This is a genomic window from Stenotrophomonas sp. GD03819, from assembly GCF_029841665.1.
GTDB lineage: Bacteria > Pseudomonadota > Gammaproteobacteria > Xanthomonadales > Xanthomonadaceae > Stenotrophomonas > Stenotrophomonas geniculata.
In genome coordinates, this window is the sequence record NZ_JAOCEW010000026.1 from 36,545 (window position 1) to 56,101 (window position 19,557).

General features: G+C 66.9%; 17 protein-coding genes and 1 tRNA gene. 8 read left to right on the forward strand and 10 right to left on the reverse strand.

Going from position 1 to position 19,557, the window contains the following annotated elements:
- Positions 1-159 precede the first annotated feature (159 nt).
- Positions 160-2,904 carry a TonB-dependent receptor gene (locus N5D45_RS15845; protein ID WP_279939264.1) on the forward strand — a complete coding sequence of 915 codons (2,745 nt, stop codon included), beginning with the start codon at positions 160-162 and terminating at the stop codon, positions 2,902-2,904.
- Positions 2,905-3,534: 630 nt separating this feature from the next.
- On the opposite strand, the gene ychF is transcribed toward N5D45_RS15845, so the two are convergent.
- From ychF to N5D45_RS15885, 8 genes are all read right to left on the reverse strand, one after another.
- Entirely contained in the window at positions 3,535-4,626 is a 1,092-nt protein-coding gene (ychF, locus tag N5D45_RS15850) for a redox-regulated ATPase YchF (protein WP_043403185.1), read from the reverse strand.
- Between the two features lie 142 nt (positions 4,627-4,768).
- The gene (gene pth, locus N5D45_RS15855; RefSeq protein ID WP_008268208.1) at positions 4,769-5,347 is read right to left on the reverse strand and encodes an aminoacyl-tRNA hydrolase; all 579 of its coding nucleotides are present in this window, start codon (positions 5,345-5,347) and stop codon (positions 4,769-4,771) included.
- Between the two features lie 48 nt (positions 5,348-5,395).
- Positions 5,396-6,013, reverse strand: a complete 618-nt coding sequence (locus N5D45_RS15860; RefSeq protein WP_010481743.1) for a 50S ribosomal protein L25/general stress protein Ctc — start codon at positions 6,011-6,013, stop codon at positions 5,396-5,398.
- A gap of 110 nt (positions 6,014-6,123) precedes the next feature.
- Complete coding sequence (locus tag N5D45_RS15865) at positions 6,124-7,083, reverse strand: ribose-phosphate diphosphokinase (RefSeq protein WP_005415400.1); 960 nt, start codon at positions 7,081-7,083, stop codon at positions 6,124-6,126.
- A gap of 140 nt (positions 7,084-7,223) precedes the next feature.
- Positions 7,224-7,300: transfer RNA gene (locus N5D45_RS15870), tRNA-Gln, on the reverse strand.
- A gap of 11 nt (positions 7,301-7,311) precedes the next feature.
- A complete protein-coding gene (ispE, locus tag N5D45_RS15875) occupies positions 7,312-8,181 on the reverse strand; it encodes a 4-(cytidine 5'-diphospho)-2-C-methyl-D-erythritol kinase (RefSeq protein WP_057502608.1) in 870 nt (289 codons plus the stop codon).
- On the reverse strand, positions 8,178-8,837 hold the full coding sequence (gene lolB, locus N5D45_RS15880) for a lipoprotein insertase outer membrane protein LolB (protein ID WP_279939266.1): 660 nt from the start codon (positions 8,835-8,837) through the stop codon (positions 8,178-8,180). Before lolB ends, ispE begins: the two co-directional genes overlap by 4 nt.
- Complete coding sequence (locus N5D45_RS15885; protein ID WP_279939267.1) at positions 8,834-10,519, reverse strand: tetratricopeptide repeat protein; 1,686 nt, start codon at positions 10,517-10,519, stop codon at positions 8,834-8,836. The genes lolB and N5D45_RS15885 overlap by 4 nt, the downstream gene beginning before the upstream one ends.
- 63 nt (positions 10,520-10,582) lie before the next feature.
- On the opposite strand from N5D45_RS15885, the gene hemA reads away from it, so the two are divergent.
- Genes hemA through ppk2 form a run of 4 tightly spaced genes read left to right on the forward strand, consistent with a single transcriptional unit; the run spans position 10,583 to position 15,467 of the window.
- Positions 10,583-11,866, forward strand: coding sequence for a glutamyl-tRNA reductase (hemA, locus tag N5D45_RS15890; protein WP_010481752.1), 1,284 nt, complete (start codon positions 10,583-10,585; stop codon positions 11,864-11,866).
- Positions 11,844-12,926 (forward strand): peptide chain release factor 1, encoded by a 1,083-nt coding sequence (gene prfA, locus N5D45_RS15895; protein ID WP_010481754.1) that lies wholly within the window; start codon positions 11,844-11,846, stop codon positions 12,924-12,926. The genes hemA and prfA overlap by 23 nt, the downstream gene beginning before the upstream one ends.
- 5 nt (positions 12,927-12,931) lie before the next feature.
- The gene (locus N5D45_RS15900) at positions 12,932-14,638 is read left to right on the forward strand and encodes a tetratricopeptide repeat protein (RefSeq protein ID WP_279939269.1); all 1,707 of its coding nucleotides are present in this window, start codon (positions 12,932-12,934) and stop codon (positions 14,636-14,638) included.
- A gap of 46 nt (positions 14,639-14,684) precedes the next feature.
- Positions 14,685-15,467, forward strand: coding sequence for a polyphosphate kinase 2 (gene ppk2, locus N5D45_RS15905; protein WP_019338137.1), 783 nt, complete (start codon positions 14,685-14,687; stop codon positions 15,465-15,467).
- A gap of 566 nt (positions 15,468-16,033) precedes the next feature.
- Here ppk2 and N5D45_RS15910 read toward each other — a convergent pair.
- On the reverse strand, positions 16,034-16,603 hold the full coding sequence (locus N5D45_RS15910; protein ID WP_010481760.1) for a TlpA disulfide reductase family protein: 570 nt from the start codon (positions 16,601-16,603) through the stop codon (positions 16,034-16,036).
- Positions 16,600-17,874, reverse strand: coding sequence for a YihY family inner membrane protein (locus tag N5D45_RS15915; RefSeq protein WP_032130426.1), 1,275 nt, complete (start codon positions 17,872-17,874; stop codon positions 16,600-16,602). Before N5D45_RS15915 ends, N5D45_RS15910 begins: the two co-directional genes overlap by 4 nt.
- A 77-nt stretch (positions 17,875-17,951) precedes the next feature.
- Between N5D45_RS15915 and wrbA the strand changes: the two genes are divergently transcribed.
- From wrbA to N5D45_RS15930, 3 genes are all read left to right on the forward strand, one after another.
- On the forward strand, positions 17,952-18,545 hold the full coding sequence (gene wrbA / locus N5D45_RS15920; RefSeq protein ID WP_049453839.1) for an NAD(P)H:quinone oxidoreductase: 594 nt from the start codon (positions 17,952-17,954) through the stop codon (positions 18,543-18,545).
- Positions 18,542-18,877 carry a DUF2069 domain-containing protein gene (locus N5D45_RS15925; RefSeq protein ID WP_049408967.1) on the forward strand — a complete coding sequence of 112 codons (336 nt, stop codon included), beginning with the start codon at positions 18,542-18,544 and terminating at the stop codon, positions 18,875-18,877. The genes wrbA and N5D45_RS15925 overlap by 4 nt, the downstream gene beginning before the upstream one ends.
- A gap of 79 nt (positions 18,878-18,956) precedes the next feature.
- Entirely contained in the window at positions 18,957-19,442 is a 486-nt protein-coding gene (locus N5D45_RS15930) for an asparaginase domain-containing protein (RefSeq protein ID WP_010481766.1), read from the forward strand.
- The last annotated feature ends 115 nt before the right edge of the window (positions 19,443-19,557 follow it).

The following is a 19,557-nucleotide window of genomic DNA, read 5'->3' on the forward strand; positions in this document are numbered from 1 at the left end:
TGAACAAAATCGACTTGCAAGCGTTTTCACTCTTTGCCAGATAGGGGTCCGGTAGTCAAGGGCATGAAAAAGGCGTTAAATGCGCGCGCCCATTCCGGAAATCTGAATGGGAGACAGGGCCCCTCCTCTGCGGGCCGGCTTCATTTCCGAGAATTCCTCATGCGTAGAAAGGCGATGGCGTGGTCGATCCAGCTGGCGTTGATGGGCGTGGCTGCTTCCGCGGCGGCCCAGGCACCGGCTTCCTCTTCGGTTCAACAACTGGACGCGGTGCAGGTCACCGGTTCGCGCATTCCGCGCGCCCAGGTCGAAGGCCCCGCCCCGATCACGGTGATCAGCGCCGAGCAGATCCGCTCCAGCGGCTTTACCACCGTGCCGGACGTGCTGCGCGCGATGACCCAGAACGGGGGGGAGACCCAGAGCCAGCAGTCCTCCAGTGGCGCTGACTTCTCGCCGGGCGCCCAGCAGGTGGACCTGCGCGGCCTGGGCCCGAATCACACGCTGGTGCTGGTCAATGGCCGCCGCATCGCCGACTTCCCGATGCCGTTCAAGGGCCGCAGCAACTTCACCGATGTCTCCAACATCCCGTTGGGGATGATCGAGCGCATCGAAGTGCTGACCGGCAGCGCCTCGGCCATCTACGGCTCGGACGCGATCGCCGGCGTGGTCAACTTCATCCTGAAGAAGAAGGCCGACGGCACCACGATCGACATGCGCATGGGCACCACCAGCGAAGGCGGTGGCGACTCGTTCGACATGAGCCTGGCCAGCGGTTTCAGCCGCGGCAATTTCAACGCGGTGTACAGCGTCGAGCTGCAGTCGCAGAGCCCGCTGTGGGCGTACGAGCGCGACATCCAGGATTCGACCCAGGACGCACCGACTGAACGTACGCGTGCCGCTCGCCGCGCCTATCTGCGCACGGACTACAACGACGCCTACCTGGACCCAGGCGCAGCGACCTGCGAAGCACTGGCCGGGCAGAACCAGGGCAGTACCTATCACGCCTACCGTCCACGCTCAGGCTGGTACTGCGGCAGTGACACGTCGATCGGCTACGGCACCATCCTCAGCAAGCGCCGTGGCGCCAACGGGTACGCTTCGCTCAGCTACGACTTCGACAACGGCCAGCAGTGGTTTGCCGATGTGCAGCTGGGCTATCACACGATGTCGCTGATGCGCGACGTCACCAACTGGGGCCACATGGGCGCCGACGGCAATGAGGCGGGCTACTTCAGGAACATGGCCATCGGAGACCCTGATCAACAGATCGAATCCTGGAGCCGCCAGTTTTCGCCCGAGGAGATGGGCGGCCTGCGCAACGGCATGGTGCGCAGCACGCAGAAGACCTTCAGCGTGACCACCGGTTTCAAGGGCAACCTGACCGGCAACTGGGACTACGAGGCTGCGCTGAGCCACTCGCAGTACCAGTCACGGATCAGCTGGGCGAAGATCATCGCCGCCAAGGCCAATGACCTGTTCCTGGGTCCGCAACTGGGCGTGGACGACGACGGCTACCCGATCTACAACGCCGATCCGTCACGCCTGTACCGGCCACTGACCCGCGCCGAGTACGACTCGATCGCGGCGCGTACCACCTACACCCCGAAGTCGCGCACCGAGACCGCTGCGTTCACGCTGACCAATTCCGCGCTGTTCGGCCTGCCGGGCGGTGACGCCGGCTTCGCCGCGACCGTGGAAGTGGGCCAGCAGGCGTACTCGCTCAATCCCGATCCGCTGGCGACCCAGTACTACTACTACAGCTGGAAGGATTCGGACGGCAACGGTTCGCGCAACCGCTGGGCCACGGCGGCCGAGCTGCGCATGCCGCTGCACGAGACGGTCAACCTGAGCGTGGCAGGCCGCTACGACCAGTACCGCTATTCCGGCCACACCATCGGCAAGGCGACCTGGAGCGGTGGCCTGGAATGGCGCCCGATCGACACCCTGCTGGTACGCGGTTCGTATGGCACCGCGTTCCGCGCACCGGACCTGCACTACGTGTTCGCCGGCCCGGGCAACGACGAGACTGACGTAGTCGATCTGTACGACTGTCGCGCCAATGGCACCGAATGCGACGAAGACGTCAGCATCATCCGCAGCCGCACCGGCAATCGCCAGCTCGATCCGGAAACCAGCATCTCGTGGAGTGCCGGCTTCGTCTGGTCGCCCGCGATTGGCCTGGACCTCTCGGTGGACTGGTTCGACATCGACATGCGCAAGCAGGTGCAGGACATGGACGTGCGCACGATACTGGCCAGTGAAGCGAACTGCCGCCTCGGCAGCGCCGACATCAATTCGCCGACCTGCGTGGATGCACTCGACCGCATCACCCGCACCAGCGACGGCCGCCTGTATGGCGTGCGCGTGGCCCCAATCAACGTTGCCCGCGAGTCCACCTCCGGCATCGATGTCGGCCTGCGCTACCGCCTGCAGACCGGCATCGGTGATTTCATCCTCAACGGCACCCACACCTGGGTGAAGAAGCACGATTTCCAGCGCTACCCCGGTGACCCCGTCGAAGATCAGTTCGCGGTCAACAGCGGTTTCGATATTCCGCGCACCAAGACCAGCCTGAGCGTGACCTGGGAGAAGGAGGCGTGGTCGGCCACGGTCTATGGCTCGCGCCTGGGCAAGCTGCCGACCTATGACAGCTACGCCCAGACCTTCGACTGGGACAGCGGTGACAGCCCGTACATCAAGGCAACCTACCGCTACAACGCATCGGTGCAGTACCGCTTCGACGACCACTCGCGCCTGTCGCTGTCGGTGGTGAACGTCTTCAACAAGATGCCGCCGAAGGACGCCACCTACACCGCGTATCCGTATTACGACGTGTCCTGGTTCGACAGCGTCGGCCGCACCATCAACCTGCAGTACACCCACAAGTTCGGTGGCAGCGCATTGTAAGCGCGGTTACGCAGGACGTGGACGACGGGGCCCGCCATTGGCGGGCCTTGTTGTTTGGGAACCTGGCTCTGGTAGATGCCCACCTTGGTGGACACTGATATGCCACGCGCCCACCAAGGTGGGCGACTACCAGAGCGGGCCACGCGGGTTTTCCACACCGCACGTGGAAAGCGATGGGAACTTGGTGTGGACAAGTGGGCGCGATCCTTGTCTCACAGGCATTTCCGGACGTGGTGATTTTTTGTCCATGCCCTTCGATCGTTTTCCACACCGGACGTGGAGAGCAATGGGAACTAGGTGTGGACAAGTGGCTGTGAGTGTTGCCACGCAGGCGTTTGGAAGCATGGCGAATATTTATCCACGCTCCGCGGACAAGCCCTGCAGAACCGAGTCCATGCTCGGCTCCGGCCGGCATCAGCCGAGCATGGGCTCCGCCCTATAGCGGCATACCGGGTTTTCCACACCGCGCGTGGAAAGTGGTGGGGGTTTGGTGTGGACAAGTGAGCGCGAGTCTTGCCGCGCAAGCGTTTCAATGCATGGTCATTTTTTCGCCAGCCACCGGCGGCGGTGCCAGAAACGCGAACGCCCCGCACAAGGCGGGGCGCCCGGGGGCGATCCGATGCCGCTGGATCAGACGTTGAAGCGGAAGTGCAGGATGTCGCCTTCCTGCACGCGGTACTCCTTGCCTTCCAGGCGCAGGCGACCGGCTTCCTTGGCACCGGCTTCGCCCTTGTACTTGATGAAGTCGTCATACGCGATGGTTTCGGCGCGGATGAAGCCCTTCTCGAAGTCGGTGTGGATGACCGCGGCAGCCTGCGGAGCGGTGGCGCCCTTGCGCACGGTCCACGCGCGGACTTCCTTCACGCCTGCGGTGAAGTAGGTCTGCAGGCCCAGCAGGCTGTAGGCTGCGTTGATCACGCGGTTCAGGCCCGGCTCGCTCAGGCCCAGGTCCGCCAGGAAGGTATCGCGGTCTTCGTCGTCGAGCTGGGACAGCTCTTCTTCGATCGCGGCCGACACCGGCACCACCTGCGCGCCTTCGGCGGCGGCATGCGCGCGCACGGCTTCCAGGTGCGGGTTGTTCTCGAAACCGTCTTCCAGCACGTTGGCGATGTACATCACCGGCTTCAGGGTCAGCAGGAACAGGTCACGGACCAGCGCCTTCTCTTCGTCGTCCAGGCCCACCGAACGGCCAGCCTTGCCATCCGACAGCGCCGCCTGCAGCTTGGCCAGCACCGGCTTGCGCGCCGCTGCGTCCTTGTCGCCGCCCTTGGCCGCACGCTCGGCACGGTTCAGCGCCTTCTCGACACTGTCCAGGTCGGCCAGCGCCAGCTCGGTGTCGATGGTTTCGATGTCCGAGATCGGATCGACCTTGCCGGCCACGTGCACGATGTCGCCGTGCTCGAAGCAGCGCACCACGTGGGTGATCGCATCGACTTCGCGGATGTGCGCCAGGAACTTGTTGCCCAGGCCCTCACCGCTGGCGGCACCGGCCACCAGGCCGGCGATGTCGACGAACTCGACCGCGGTCGGGATGACCTTCTGCGGGTTGATGATCGCTGCCAGCTCGTTCAGGCGCGGATCCGGCACCGGCACGATGCCGACGTTCGGCTCGATGGTGCAGAACGGGAAGTTCGCCGCGGCGATACCCGCCTTGGTCAGCGCATTGAACAGGGTCGACTTGCCGACGTTGGGCAGGCCGACGATGCCGCATTTGATACCCATGGGTGACAGCTCTCTGGGGTGAAAGTGATTGGTGAAACAGCGCGCGCGCTGCTTGGCCAATCCATCTCGGTGTCGATCATTGTGTGCCAACCAAGGTTGGCACGCACCGGAATCGGGAAGGTTGGCACCTACCCAAAGCGGGTTACTTCGGAGTGTGCAGGCGCTTCATCGCTTCGCTGAAATCGCCCTGTACCGCCAGCGGCATGACGTCGATCGCATCGTCGATGGCGCGCGCGATCAGCACGTCGTCGTCCTTGGACGGGCGGCCGAGCACCCAACCCACCACGCGGTCCTTGTGGCCGGGATGGCCGATGCCCACGCGCAGGCGATGGAACTTGCCGTGACCGAGCAGGCGGATGGTGTCACGCAGGCCGTTCTGGCCACCGTGGCCACCGTCGAACTTCAGCCGCGCCACACCGGGCGCCAGGTCCAGTTCGTCATGGGCCAGCAGGGTCTCTTCCGGCTCGATCTTCCAGAACCGCTGCGCGGCGGTGACCGACTTGCCACTGAGGTTCATGAAGGTGGCGGGCTTGAGCAGCCACACCGTCTGCCCGGCGATCTCGACCTTGGCGGTCTCGCCGAACAGCTTGCTGTCCACATTCCATCGCGCACCGGCTTTTTCCGCCAGGGCCTCAACGAAATGAAACCCGGCATTGTGCCGGGTCCGGGCGTGTTCCGATCCGGGGTTGCCCAGACCGACGATCAGTCGCAGTCCTGCCATGGTTCCTTCCAGTACGGTGCCTGCCCGGAGGCAGGCACCGTAACGGTATTACTCGGCGGCAGCCGCTTCTTCGTCAGCCTCGTCGGCCTTGCCGGCCTTGGCGGTGACGATGGCGTCGTCGTGGTCCTTGCCCAGCGCCAGGGCCGGGATTTCCACGCCCTTCGGCAGCTTGATGTTGGACAGGTACACCACGTCACCGGCCTTCAGCTCGCCCAGGTCGACTTCGATCGACTCCGGCAGGTCCTTCGGCAGGCAGGTGATGGTCACTTCCTTCAGTTCGTGGGTGACCACGACGTCGGCAGCCTTGCCGGCCGGCGAGGTGTCTTCGTTGACGAAGTGCAGCGGGACCGAAGCGGTCAGGGCTTCGTTCTCGTTCACGCGCTGGAAGTCCAGGTGCATGATCAGCTGCTTGTACGGGTGGCGCTGCATGTCACGCAGCAGGACCTTCTGCACCTGGCCGTCCAGGTTCAGGTCCAGGATCGAGGCATAGAACCACTCGTTCTGCTGGGCCAGCCAGATTTCGTTGTGGTCCAGGCTGATGGCGACCGGCTCGGCGTTGCCGCCGTACACGATGGCCGGGATCACACCGGCGTGACGCAGGCGGCGGCTCGCACCCTTACGCTGCAGTTCACGCTTGGTGACCTTGATTTCATGGGTCTTCGACATTTTCGACTACTCAGGTTGTTGCCGCGCCCTGCGGCGTGGCGGTTGAAGATGCTTCCGCGACCAGAAGCACCCGGGGTATGTCCCTGCCGTTGCCGGCAGGGACGAAAAACTCAGTCGACGTACAGCGAGCTGACCGACTCACCGAAGGCGATGCGGCGCATCGTTTCGGCCAGCATTTCCGCCACGCTCAGCTGGCGGATCTTGCTGCACACCCGCGCGGCGTCCTTCAGCGGGATGGTGTCGGTCACCACCAGCTCGTCGAGCTGGGAATTGGTGATGTTGTCCACTGCCGGGCCCGACAGCACCGCGTGGGTGCAGTAGGCAGCGACCTTGAGCGCACCGCGCGCCTTCAGGGCAGCGGCAGCGGCGCACAGGGTGCCGGCGGTGTCGACGATGTCATCGACCATCACGCAGGTCTTGCCTTCGACGTCACCGATGATGTTCATCACGGTGGAGACGTTGGCGCGCGGGCGGCGCTTGTCGATGATCGCCAGGTCGGCGTCATCCAGGCGCTTGGCCACCGCACGGGCGCGGACCACGCCGCCCACGTCCGGCGACACAACGATCAGGTTCTCGGTGCCGTAGGCGCGCCAGATGTCGGCCAGCAGCAGCGGGGACGCATACACGTTGTCCACCGGAATATCGAAGAAGCCCTGGATCTGGTCGGCGTGCAGGTCGACGGTCAGCACGCGATCAGCGCCAGCGGTGCTGAACATCTTCGCCGCCAGCTTGGCGGTGATCGGCACGCGCGAGGAACGCATGCGGCGATCCTGGCGCGAGTAGCCGAAGTACGGCACCACGGCGGTCACGCTGGCCACCGATGCGCGCTTGAGCGCGTCGATCAGCACCAGCAGTTCCATCAGGTTTTCCGCGCTCGGCGCGCAGGTCGGCTGGATCACGAACACGTCCTGCTTGCGGACGTTCTCTTCGATCTCCACCTGCACTTCGCCATCAGAGAAGTGCGAGACCAGCGCCTTGCCCGGGCGAACCCCCAGTTCCTTGCAGATATTCTGCGCCAGACGTTTGTTGGCGTTGCCGGAAAAGACCAGCAGGTTCGGGGACTCTTGCATCATGATTGTCTCGGGCGGGGACGAGTGGCGGGTATCCGGAGTCGGCAAGGACCCTGATGGACCCTTGCTGCTGACAACACCGCGGTTGTTTCCACGTCCCGCGCGGGCGATGCGCTGGAAGGCGCGGACACAGCCGCTATTGGCAGGGGCGGTAGGATTCGAACCTACGAATGCCAGGATCAAAACCTGGTGCCTTGGGCCTCTTGGCGACGCCCCTGCATTGATAAATCAGTGTTGCTCGAGTGCATCCAGCAGTGGCGAACGCGCAACGCCCGCTGCCACCCTTGCCCGCAACTCCTTCGGCAACTTCGACCGTCCCTGCTCTGCGGCAGACTGCGATGCGAACTCGACGAAACAACCACTTCCCGAACCGGTCAGCCGCGCCGTGCCGATATCGCTCAACGCGGCGAACGCTGCCTCGACGGCAGGCTCACGGCGGCGCAGCACCGGTTCGAACGCGTTCCCGACCAGGGTCCCGGAAGCGAAGTCCTCTATTTTCGCCACTGGGCTGTCGCGCGTCAAATCCGGGTCTGCGAACAGGGCCGGGGTGGGAACATGAACGCCCGGTTCAACCACCACATACCAGGCCGGTTCCAGCACGATGGGCTGCAGGCGTTCGCCCACCCCTTCGGCCCAGGCATTGCGCCCGCGCACGAACACCGGCACGTCCGCGCCCAGGCGCAGGCCCAACGCAGCAAGCGCGTCCTCATCCAGACCGGCCCGCCAGAGCCGGTTCAGCACCACCAGCACGGTGGCGGCATCGGAGGAACCGCCGCCAAAGCCACCGCCGGCAGAAACGCGCTTTTCGACGATGATGTCGGCGCCTTGCGCGATATTGGCCGCGTCTTTCAGAATCCGTGCGGCGCGTACCGCCAGATCATCCGCCTCGGCAACGCCGGCCAGCCCCTCGCCCTCACGACGCACCTGCCCGTCTTCACGCAGGCGCAGACCAATGCGGTCGCCCCAGTCCAGCAGCCGGAACACGGTCTGCAGCTCGTGGTAGCCATCGGCGCGGCGACCGGTGATATGCAGGAACAGGTTCAGCTTGGCCGGGGCCGGCCACCAGGACCAGCCCGCGTCATCGCACCCGGCACTCATGGGGCGCCCTGCCCCCACTGATCCACCAGCAGGCGCACCTTGGCGTCACCATGGCTGGCTTCTATCCGGCGTGGCAGCGCCGGACGCCCGGCCTCGGCCGGGTACCAGTCCAGGTACTGCACCTGCCAGCCCATCTGCTGCATACGACGCGGCCGGCCTTCACCGTCGCGCTCGACCTTCTCCGGACCGGCAGCATCGCCAGCCACCAGGCCACGGATCCACTGCGGCAGCTGGTTGACCGGGATGTCCCAGCCAGTGGCCTCCAGCAGCAGCTGCTGGGCGTCCTCGCCGTCACGCGGCCCGCCGGCCAGTCCCTCAAGGCGACCGGCTTCGGAATGGGTATCGCCGGTCAGCTTCCAGCTCTGCCGGGTCACCGGCGCGCTCAGCTCGACCACATAGCGGCGCCCCTCCTGCTTCCAGTCGATGCGACCGCTGCCGCCGTCCTTGCCCTTGCTGACCGCGACCCGGCCCTGGAAGGCCCAGTCCGACTGTGCCTGCAACGCAGCCACGCGTGCGGCCTCGGTCTGTGCCGCTTCGGCAGACACGGTCTCGACCACGGCCGGCGCCGGGGTCTTCTGCGTGCCCACGCTGGTGCAGGCGGTCACCGCCAGGGTCGCGGCCGCCAACAGCAGCGGCCGGATCAGGGAAACACTCATGGATTGAATTTCTCGCGGGCGCGCAGCAGCGCGCGGTTTTCAGGATCGAGCTTGGCCGCTTCCTCGAAGAAGTGGCGCGCCTCGTCATGCTTGCCCAGCACCCACAACACTTCGCCGACATGGGCGGCGATCTCGGGGTCCTTGGCCAGGGTCCAGGCCCGGCGCAGCTGCACCAGTGCTTCTTCCTTGCGGCCCAGGCGATACAACACCCAGCCATAGCTGTCGACGATGGCGGCGTTGTCCGGTTCGGCCACACGGGCGCGGTCGATCAGCTCCAGTGCTTCCTGCAGGCGGCCGGTGCGATCGGCCAGGGTGTAGCCCAGCGCGTTCAAAGCCGGCACGTTCTCCGGGTCGGTCACCAGGATCTTGCGCAGATCGGCCTCGGCGCGCGGAATGTCATCGCGGCGTTCCCAGGTGAGCGCACGGGCGTACAGCAGGCCGTTGTCATCCGGGTAAGCGGCCAGGCCGCGGGCCAGCGCATCCAGTTCACCGGCGCTGTCGTCGGCGCGCTGGCGCAGTTCCGCTTCCAGCAGGTAGGCGTCGCGGCGCACGTCGTCGTCAACCACCGCATCGGACTGGATCGCGTGCACCTCATCCAGTGCCAGCGGCAGGCGCCCGGCCAGGGCCTGGGCGTTGGCCGCACGCAGGCGCGCTTCGCTCAGCTCATCGCCGCCGGGCACGCTGTGATACCACTGCACCGCCTCGGGATAACGCTTCAGGTACTCGGCGATCTTGCCCAGCAGCAGGCGCTGCGCCGGGTCCGGCTTGGCCGCCTGCCGCGACAGTTCGTTGTAGAGGTTGGACAGCGCCGCCTTGTCGCCCTGCTTGGCCAGCAGCGAAGCGCGCATGCCCCAGGTCTGCACGTCCTGCGGGCCAAAGGCCAGCACGCGCTCGGCCGCGGACGGCTGGCCGAGGCTGTCGTAGGCAATGGCCACCGCATTGCGCAGTTCCGGGTCCTGGCGGGTCCTAGGCTCCACATCGTGCAGCAGCGACAGCGCCTTGCCGGTCTCCCCGGCCTGCTGCAGCTGGCTGGCACGCAGCAACGCCACACGCGGTTCTTCAGGGAAGCGCTTGACCACTTCATCGATCATGCGCCGCGCCAGTTCGGGCTTGTCCATGCGCAGGGCGAGGCGGCCGAACTCCTGCCAGGCTTCGATCTTCGGTGGAATGGCGTTGGCGTCGACCAGCTCACCCAGCACCTGCGCGGGCACCGCCGGATCGCGACCCCCACCGATCAGGGCGGCCAGGGCAAACTTCCAACCGCGCTCGTCGGAGTCGGCCAGCAGGCCCTGCAGTTCGGTGCGGGCGGCCTTCACATCGCCCTGGCGCATGGCCAGCGCACCGGCCGCACTGCGCATGGTCAATGAGCGCGGGGCCCGCTGTTGCCACAGGGCCAGGCCCTTGGCGGCGCTGGCATCATCGTTGGCGAGCATGGAAATGCGGGTCGCACGCTCGGCCAGGCCGGCGTCGCCGTCGGTCTGCTGGGCCGCCTGCAGGTACCAGCGCGCGGCCTCAGCCAGCTTGCCGGCCTGCAGGGCGAACTCACCGGCCATCACCGGCTCCAGCGCCAGTTCCTCAGTGGCCGGGGCCCTTACAGGGGCCTTGGCCGGCACCGCCGCCAGGGCCTGGCTGCAGGCCAGGGACAGCAGCAGAACACTGGGGATGCGAATCAATGCGGGCATCGTCGGCATCGGGGCCTTAAAATGTCGTCCAATGGCCAGCAGCTTATCGCAAGCAACTGAACAATGACCCTGTGGGTGCTCGGACTGAATCACCAGACCGCACCGGTGGAGCTGCGCGAGCGCGCGGCCTTCGCCGGTGAGGCGTTGCCGCGCGCGCTCGGTTCGCTGCGCGATACCCCGCAGATCGCCGAAGCGGTGCTGCTGTCCACCTGCAACCGCACCGAGCTGTATGCCGTGGCCGATTCGGCACAGGCGCTGGACCAGTGGCTGCACACCCAGGCCGGCGACCTGCAGGGCTACCTGTACCAGCACGCCGATGCCGAAGCCGTGCGCCACCTGTTCCGGGTCGCCACCGGCCTGGATTCGATGGTGCTGGGTGAACCGCAGATCCTCGGCCAGGTGAAGGATGCCTGGTCGACCGCGCGCGACCACGGCCTGCTCGGCCAGCGCCTGGACCGCCTGTTCCAGCAGACCTTCTCGGTGGCCAAGCGTGCGCGCACCGATACCCAGGTCGGCGCCAACCCGGTATCGGTGGCGTCGGCCGCAGTGCGCCTGGCGCAGAACGCGTTCGCCCGGCTGGACGATTCCACCGTGCTGCTGGTCGGTGCCGGCGAGACCATCGAACTGGCTGCACGGCACCTGAGCGAAGGCAAGGTACGCCGGCTGCTGATCGCCAACCGCACCCTCGCCCACGCGCAGGAACTTGCCAGCCGCCATGGCGGCGTGGCCCTGCCGCTGACCGAACTGGACCGCCACCTGGGCGAGGCCGACGTGGTGTTCTCGGCCACCGCTGCGCGCGAACCGGTGATCCATCGCGAGATGGTGGCCAAGGCCCTGCGCGCGCGCCGGCACAAGCCGATGCTGCTGTTCGACCTGGCCGTACCGCGCGACATCGAGGCCGAGGTCGGCACGCTCAACGATGCCTTCCTCTACACCGTGGACGATCTCGAGCGTGCGGTGGAAGACAACCGCCGTGGCCGCCGTGAGGCCGCCGCCGAAGCCGAGGCGATCATCGACCTGCAGGTGTCGCGCTTCGTCGAGACCCAGCAGGCCAGCGCCCACCAGGCGCCGCTGCGGCAGCTGCGCGCGTTCGGCGAAGCCACCCGCGCCGAGCTGCTGGAGCGCGCACGCCAGCAACTGGCCAACGGCAAGCCGGCCGATGAAGTGCTGGAGCTGCTTGCCCACGGCCTGACCAACCGCCTGCTGCATCCGCCGACCGCCGCCCTGCGTGCGGCCGCGCTGAGTGGCGATGCCGACCTGACCCGCGCCGCCGAGCGCCTGTTCCCGGCCACGCCGGGTTACCGCCACCCACCCGTGAGACCCGATGACGCCGACCCTGCGCCGTAAGCTGGAAGCGCTGGCCGAGCGCCGCGAAGAACTGGAACGCCTGCTCGCCGAACCCGATGTGGTCGCCGACAACACTCGTTTCCGCGACCTTTCGCGCGAATTCGCCCAACTTGAACCGATCGCCATCGCCCTGGCTGATGAAGCCCGTGCCAAGGCCGATCTGGCAGCCGCCGAAGGCATGCGCGCCGACCCCGACCTGCGCGAGCTGGCCGACGAGGAAATCGCTGCTGCACAGGCGCGCCTGCAGGAACTGGAGCAGGAGCTGGCGCTGCTGCTGGTGCCGCGCGACCCGCGCGACGAAGGCAACCTGTTCCTGGAAGTGCGCGCGGGTACCGGCGGCGACGAGGCAGCGATCTTTGCCGGCGACCTGTTCCGCATGTACGCCCGCTACGCCGAACGCCAGGGCTGGAAGGTCGAGATCGAATCGGACAGTCCGGGCGAGCACGGCGGCTACAAGGAAGTGGTGGCGCGCGTGGTCGGCCGTGGAGCGTTCTCGCGCCTGAAGTTCGAATCGGGTACGCATCGCGTGCAGCGCGTGCCAGCCACCGAATCTCAGGGCCGCATCCACACCTCGGCGGCCACCGTAGCGATCATTCCCGAGGCCGATGAGGTCGATGACATCGTCATCAACCCGGCCGACCTGAAGGTGGATACGTTCCGCTCGTCCGGTGCCGGCGGCCAGCACGTGAACAAGACCGAATCGGCCATCCGCATTACCCACGTGCCGACCGGCGTGGTGGTGGAATGCCAGACCGAGCGCAGCCAGCACGCCAACCGCGACAAGGCGATGAAACGCCTGAAAGCACAACTACTGGACGCCGAGCGCCAGCGCCAGGACGCGGCGCAGGCCGAATCGCGGCGCCTGCAGGTCGGCAGCGGCGACCGCAGCCAGCGCATCCGCACCTACAACTTCCCGCAGGGCCGGATCACCGACCACCGTGTGGAAGGCCTGACGCTGTACGACCTGCCCAACGTACTGGCCGGCGACCTCGATCCGCTGCTGCAGCGGCTCAGCCACGAGCACCAGGTCGACGCCCTGGCCCAGCTGTCGGCGGGCTGAGCACGATGACGGCCTGGCAGCAGCGACAGCACCTGCAACAGGCGATTGCACGCCAGCCCGGCGACTTCGTCGCCTGGGTCATGCTGGCCGATGTGGAACTGGAAGCCGGCGACATCGCTGCCGGCGAACAGGCCGCGCGACGTGCCCTGCAGCTGCGCCCGAATCACCCTGAAGCACTGGCACGGTTGGGTCGCGTGGCCTGGATGGCCGGCGCGCATGCCGACGCGGCGAAGCTGCTCGGCCAGGCCTCGGCGCTGGCCCCGCAGCACCCCGGCATCGCGTTGTGGCTGGGCCATGCGCTGGAAGATGCCGATGATGCAGAAGGCGCGGCGGCGGCCTATCGCCGTGCACATGCGCTGATGCCGGACGAACCCTATATCGCCGCGCAGCGCCTGGCCTGGCAGCGTCGCCTCTGCGACTGGCAGGACGTAGATGCGCTGGCCACACAGGTGCGTGGCGCCCTGGCCACCGGGCAAGGCGTGGTCGAACCGTTCGCGTTCCTCAGCGAGGATGCCAGCGCGGCCGAACAGCTGGCCTGCGCGCGTGCACGCGCCGCAGTGGTTGCTTCGGGGGTACGTCCCCTTCCTGCCGTGAAGGTGCGCGCGCACGGCCCCCTGCGCGTCGGTTTCCTTTCCAATGGTTTCGGCGCCCATCCCACCGGGCTGCTGACCGTGGCCCTGTTCGAGCAGCTGCGTCATGACCCGGCGTTGCAGCTGCATCTGTTCGCGTTGAACCGCGACGACGGTAGCCGCATCCGCCAGCGCCTGCAGACGGCCACACAGCTGCATGATGTGGCTGGCCTGCGCCATGCAGACACTGCCGCACGCATCCGCGCACAGGGCATCGACCTGTTGTTCGACCTGCGCGGCTGGGGCGGCGGCGGCACGCCGGAAGTGCTGGCGATGCGCCCTGCCCCGCTGCAGTTGAACTGGCTGGCTTATCCGGGCACCTCGGGCGCGCCGTGGATGGATGCGGTGATCGGCGATGCCTACGCCCTGACACCCGCACTGGAGCCGCACTACAGCGAACGCGTGCTGCGCCTGCCGCGCGCCTTCCAGCCGTCGGACAACACCCGCGTGCTGGCGCCTGCGCCGAGCCGCGCCGACTGCGGCCTGCCCGAACAGGGCGTGGTGTTCTGCTGCTTCAACAACAGCTACAAGCTCAACCCGCGCAGCATGGGCCGCGCCTTCGCCATTCTGCAGGCAGTGCCCGGCAGCGTGCTGTGGCTGATGTCCGGCCCCGGCCAGGCCGATGCGCGCCTGCGTGCCGCCGCACAGACCGCAGGCCTGGACCCGGCGCGCCTGGTGTTCATGGCCAAGCTGCCGCATCCGCTGTACCTGGCCCGATATCAGCTGGCCGACCTGTTCCTGGACACGTATCCGTACAACGCCCACACCACCGCGTCCGATGCACTGTGGGCCGGCTGCCCGGTGCTGACCTGCCCCGGCGACACCTTCGCCGCGCGCGTGGCCGGCAGCCTCAACCACCATCTGGGGCTGGCACGGATGAATGTCGCCGACGATGCCGGGTTCATCGCCACCGCCAGCGCGCTGGGCAACGATCCGGCAGCACTGGCGGCATTGCGCGCTGAACTGGCACAGGCACACGAAGACAGCGGCCTGTTCGACATGGCCGGATTTGCCCACGACCTTTCGGCGCTGCTGCAGCATCTGGCGGGCGAACAGGGCTGGCAGGGCCTCGACATCGCTTGAGCGATCCCTGCGCTACGCTCCGGATTCCTCCCCGCGTGGTGTGACGATGGCCAAGCTCAAGCGCAAGGACTACGACGAACTGCTGCTGCCTTTGCAGCTGGAACTGACCGCCATGGCGCGCTGGGTGCAGCACAGCGGGCAACGCCTGCTGGTGCTGTTCGAGGGACGTGATACCGCAGGCAAAGGCGGCGCGATCCAGGCCATCAGCCAGCACCTCAACCCGCGCCAATGCCGGGTGGTGGCGCTGCCCAAGCCCACCGACCGCGAAGCCACGCAGTGGTACTTCCAGCGCTACGCCTCGCACCTGCCGGCCGCCGGCGAGATCGTGCTGATGGACCGCAGCTGGTACAACCGCGCAGGCGTCGAGCGGGTGATGGGCTATTGCAGCGAAACCGAGTACCAGCAGTTCCTGCACCAGGCGCCGGTGTTCGAACAGCTGCTGGTGGACGACGGCATCCTGCTGTTCAAGTACTGGCTGTGCGTGGACCAGGAGCAGCAGGAAAAGCGCTTCGCCGAGCGCCACCTCGATCCGCTGAAGGGCTGGAAGCTCTCCCCGGTCGACCTGAAATCGCGCAGCAAGTACAGCGCTTACACCGAGGCCCGCGAGGCAATGCTGCGCGCGACGCATCGTGAGGCGGCGCCGTGGACGCTGGTGGATTTCAACGACCAGCGGCTGGGCCGGCTGACCCTGGTGCGCAACCTGCTGGACCGGCTGCCGGATACGCGGGTGGATGCGCCGTTGCCGGAGCTGCCGAAGCTGAAGGGCAAGCTGCATCGCGAGCACTACGATGTGCTGAAGCCGATCGAGGATTTCCCGGTCGAGGAATAGGGGGGGTCGGCAGGGCCTGCGGCCCTGCACCTGCCGAAGCCAGAGCAACGGCAACAGCCGGCTCTGGGAGTTTTGCTTGTTGGCTGGGGTGGTGTGGGTTGGCAGGACACGCCGTAAACCCATCCATGGGGGCTCGATGGCGCCATCCATGGCGCCAACGGTCCTGCCAACCCACACCACCCCATCCCCGACGGATTTCCGGTGACGGAGGTAGATCCACGCCATGCGTGGATGAATCTCCATTGAAATCGAATATTTCGACAATTGAACGAAGAGCATCCACGCATGGCGTGGATCTACGTGTCGACCAGGGTCGACACCCACCAAGAGCAGGCCATGCATTCCGACAGATCGCGGAGAACTGTCGAAGGCGGGGTGGGTCCGGTGGCGGGGGCGTGAGCCGCATGGATGCGGCGACCGAGCTTACATGGACGTACTTGCAGCGGCCCCCGCCACCGGACCCACCCCGCCATCCCTCAGGAGACCCGCCGTTGCTTCGGCTGTTGCTCTTGCTGTTGCCTTGGCTCGTAGCGGGTGCAGGGCCGCAGGCCCTGCCGACCAACCCACTACTTGGCAGCAGCGATCTGCTTTTCGATGTCGGCGGCCGTCACCGGGCCGAGGAAGCTGTGCGCCAGCTTGCCCTGCGGGTCCAGCAGGTGCGTCAACGGCAAACCACGCGGCGTGGCGAAATCCGCCGGCGGGTCGAACGGGTCCACGATCACGATCGGATAGGTCACCGGATGCTTGGTCAGGAACGACTGCATCTCCGGCACCTCGATGTCTTCATAGGCCAGGCCGACCACCTCGATGTTGCTGCGCATCGCGTGCAGCGCCGACAGCTCCGGCATCTCCTTGCGGCACGGTGCACACCAGGTCGCCCAGAAATTCACCACCACCCACTTGCCGCGATGCGCAGCCAGGTCGTAGTCGCTGCCATCCACTGCCTTCATCTTCAGCGTCGGGAACTCGGCGGTGGTGCGTTCGGCCGGGGTCTCTTCGACCGGCGCCGGTGCGGTCGGCGTCGGTGTCTGTGCCGGTGGCTGGCTGCTGGCGGGGGTCGGCTCCTGGGCCGGCTTGCAGGCCGACAGCGCCAGCAGCAGGGCCAGCGGGAGCAGCAACGGGGTCTTGCGGGTCATGGCATGTCTCCGGAATCGGTGTAGATATCGCTGACCTTGCGCTTGAGGCGTTCGCGCAGGGGCAGCCGCAGATCGTCCAGTGCCGCCAGCGCAGCACGGCCCAGTGTGTCGTCGCGGTAGGGCAGATGCTGCTCGGCTACCGGGATGCGCAGCTGGGTGCATTCGTACAGATCGGCCAGGCTCACCTGGTCCAGGTCGCGCGAGAGCAGCCATTCGCCGCGTTCATCGCGGCGCAACAGGCCGATTTCCTGCAGGTTGCAGGCCAGGTCCTGCAGCAGCGAGTCGGTCAGCATCGGCTCCAGACGCAGGATTTCATCGTCGGCCAGGCCCTTGCCCTTGGCACGTGCATGGTGGAAGCGGCCGAGCAGGCGCAGCAGGCCATAGAACTCGTAGCCCTGCGGCAGGCGCAGTTCCACCGGCTGGTAGCGGAAGGCCGCCATCGACGAGGACAGCGACGCGCCCAGCAGCACCGCCACCCAGCACAGGTAGATCCACAGCAGCAGGATCGGCACGAACGCCACCGTGCCGTAGAGCTTCTGGTAGGACTGGAAGCTGCCCAGATAGGCGCCGATGCCCCACTTCACCAGTTCCAGGATCACCGCCGCCAGGATCGCGCCGGGTACCGCGTGCCGCCATTTCACCGTGTGGTGCGGCACCACCCGGAACATCAGCGTGATGCAGACGAACTCGATCAGGATCGGCGCCAGCCGCAGCGCGAACTCGGCCAGCCAACGACCTTCCTGGGTCCCGAACAATGGCATCGCGAACACACGCGCCGACACCGCCAGCGAAGCGGCAGCGAGCATTGCGCCCAACGTCAGCACGGTCCAGTAGACCAGGAAGCGGGTCAGCTTGGGCCGGGTCGAACCGACCCGCCAGATCTGGTTGAAGGTCTCTTCAACGCTGTTGAGGGTGATCAGCAGCGATACCACCAGCGCGATGAAGCCAGCGGCGGTGAGCTGGCCGGCACTGGCCGAGAACTGCCGCAGGTAGCCCTCCGCCGCACGCGCGGCGTTGGGCACGAAGTTGGAGAAGACGTAATCGCTGAGCTGGTCGCTCCAGCGGTCGAAGACAGGGAAGGCCGAGAGCACGCCGAACACCACGATGGCCAGCGGCACCAGCGCGAACACCGTGGTGTACGCCAGCGCCGCCGCTGCCTGGAACAGGCGGTCGTCGAGGAAGCGATGCCACAGGAAGCGGCCGAAACTGATGGCCCGTGCGCGATCCCGCGCGCGCTCCATCCACAGGTTGAGCGTATCCAAAGGTTCCATCGGCGAAAGGGTACCCGATGCGGAATGCTCGCAGGATAGCCATACTGGTGGCCACACGACGAGGAGAAGCGGGCACGATGGGCGAGATTCTGGTGCTGTACTACAGCCGGGGCGGTTCGGTGGCACGGCTGGCGCGCCAGATCGCGCGGGGCATCGGCGAAGTGCCGGGCATGACCGCGCGCCTGCGCACGGTGCCGCCGGTGGCCGCGGTGACCCAGACCGCGCAGCCGCCGGTACCCGACGATGGCGCCCCCTATGTGAGCGTGCAGGACCTGATCGAGTGCCAGGGCCTGCTGCTCGGCAGCCCGACCCGCTTCGGCAACATGGCAGCCCCGGTGAAGCACTTCCTCGACGGGCTGGGCGCCGAATGGGTCAACGGCACCCTCTCCGGCAAGCCAGCCGGCGTGTTCACCTCCACCGCCTCGATGCATGGCGGGCAGGAATCGACCCTGCTGTCGATGCAGGTGCCGCTGCTGCACCATGGCTGCGTGATCGTCGGCATCCCGTTCACCGAGCCGGCGCTGAGCCACACCACCAGTGGCGGCACGCCCTATGGCGCCAGCCACGTCGCCGGTGCCGCCGACGACCCGCAGCCGACCGACGACGAGGCGGTGCTGGCGCGCGCGCTGGGCCACCGGGTGGCCGACATCGCGCAGCGGCTGGCCCGATGAGCGCCGCGCCGCGCACGGTCCTGCTGCTGGCCCTGATGGGGCTGGCCGCGCTGTTCGCCGGCTGGTTCATCAATGACAAGCACTGGCTGGCCACCCAGCTGGTGTTCACCGCGCCGCCACTGGCACTGGCCATCGCACTGCGCCTGGGCTGGCGCAAGGCCGGTTTCTGGGCCTCGGTGCTGGCCCTGGGCTGGTTCAGCCACGGCGTGATGAGCGCCTGGAGCCACCCGGAGACGCGCTGGCTGGCGCTGATCGAGATCGCGCTGGCCCTGCTGGTGATCTTCAGCGCCAGCCTGCCAGGGCTGCGCGCCCGCTTCGGCAAGCGACGCTGACGCTGCGCCCGCCGGGCCGTATCATCTGTGTTCCTGGCCCCGCGCCGCTGTACCTGTCCTGGTTTCGCGCATGCACATGATGGAAGAGCTCCTGGTCGTCACCACCGGTGGCACGATCGACAAGATCTACTTCGACGACAAGTCGGACTACCAGATCGGCGACCCCCAGATCGGCATGATCCTGCGCGAGCTGGGCGTGACGTTCCGCTTCAACGTGATTCCGATCCTGCGCAAGGATTCGCTGCACATCAACGATGAAGACCGCGAACTGATCCGCGCCACCATCGCCGCGCAGCCGACCCGGCACGTGCTGGTGACCCACGGCACCGATTCGATGGTGCAGACCGGCAAGGTGCTGGCGACGATCCCGGACAAGACCATCGTGATGACCGGCGCGCTGAGCCCGGCGCGTTTCCGCGGTTCGGATGCGGAGTTCAACATCGGCTGCGCGATCGGTGCGGTGCAGTCGTTGCCGAGCGGCGTGTACATCGCGATGAACGGGCGGATTTTCGACCCGCAGCACGTGCGCAAGAACGTAGCCGCGAACCGCTTCGAATCGGTTTGAGGAACGGCGTGCCGACCAGGGTCGGCACCCACCACGACGCGGCGGCACGCACACCGCGCGGCCCCATGCAAAAACGCCCCGGCCTAAGCCGGGGCGTGCCCATGGAGAGGGGCTT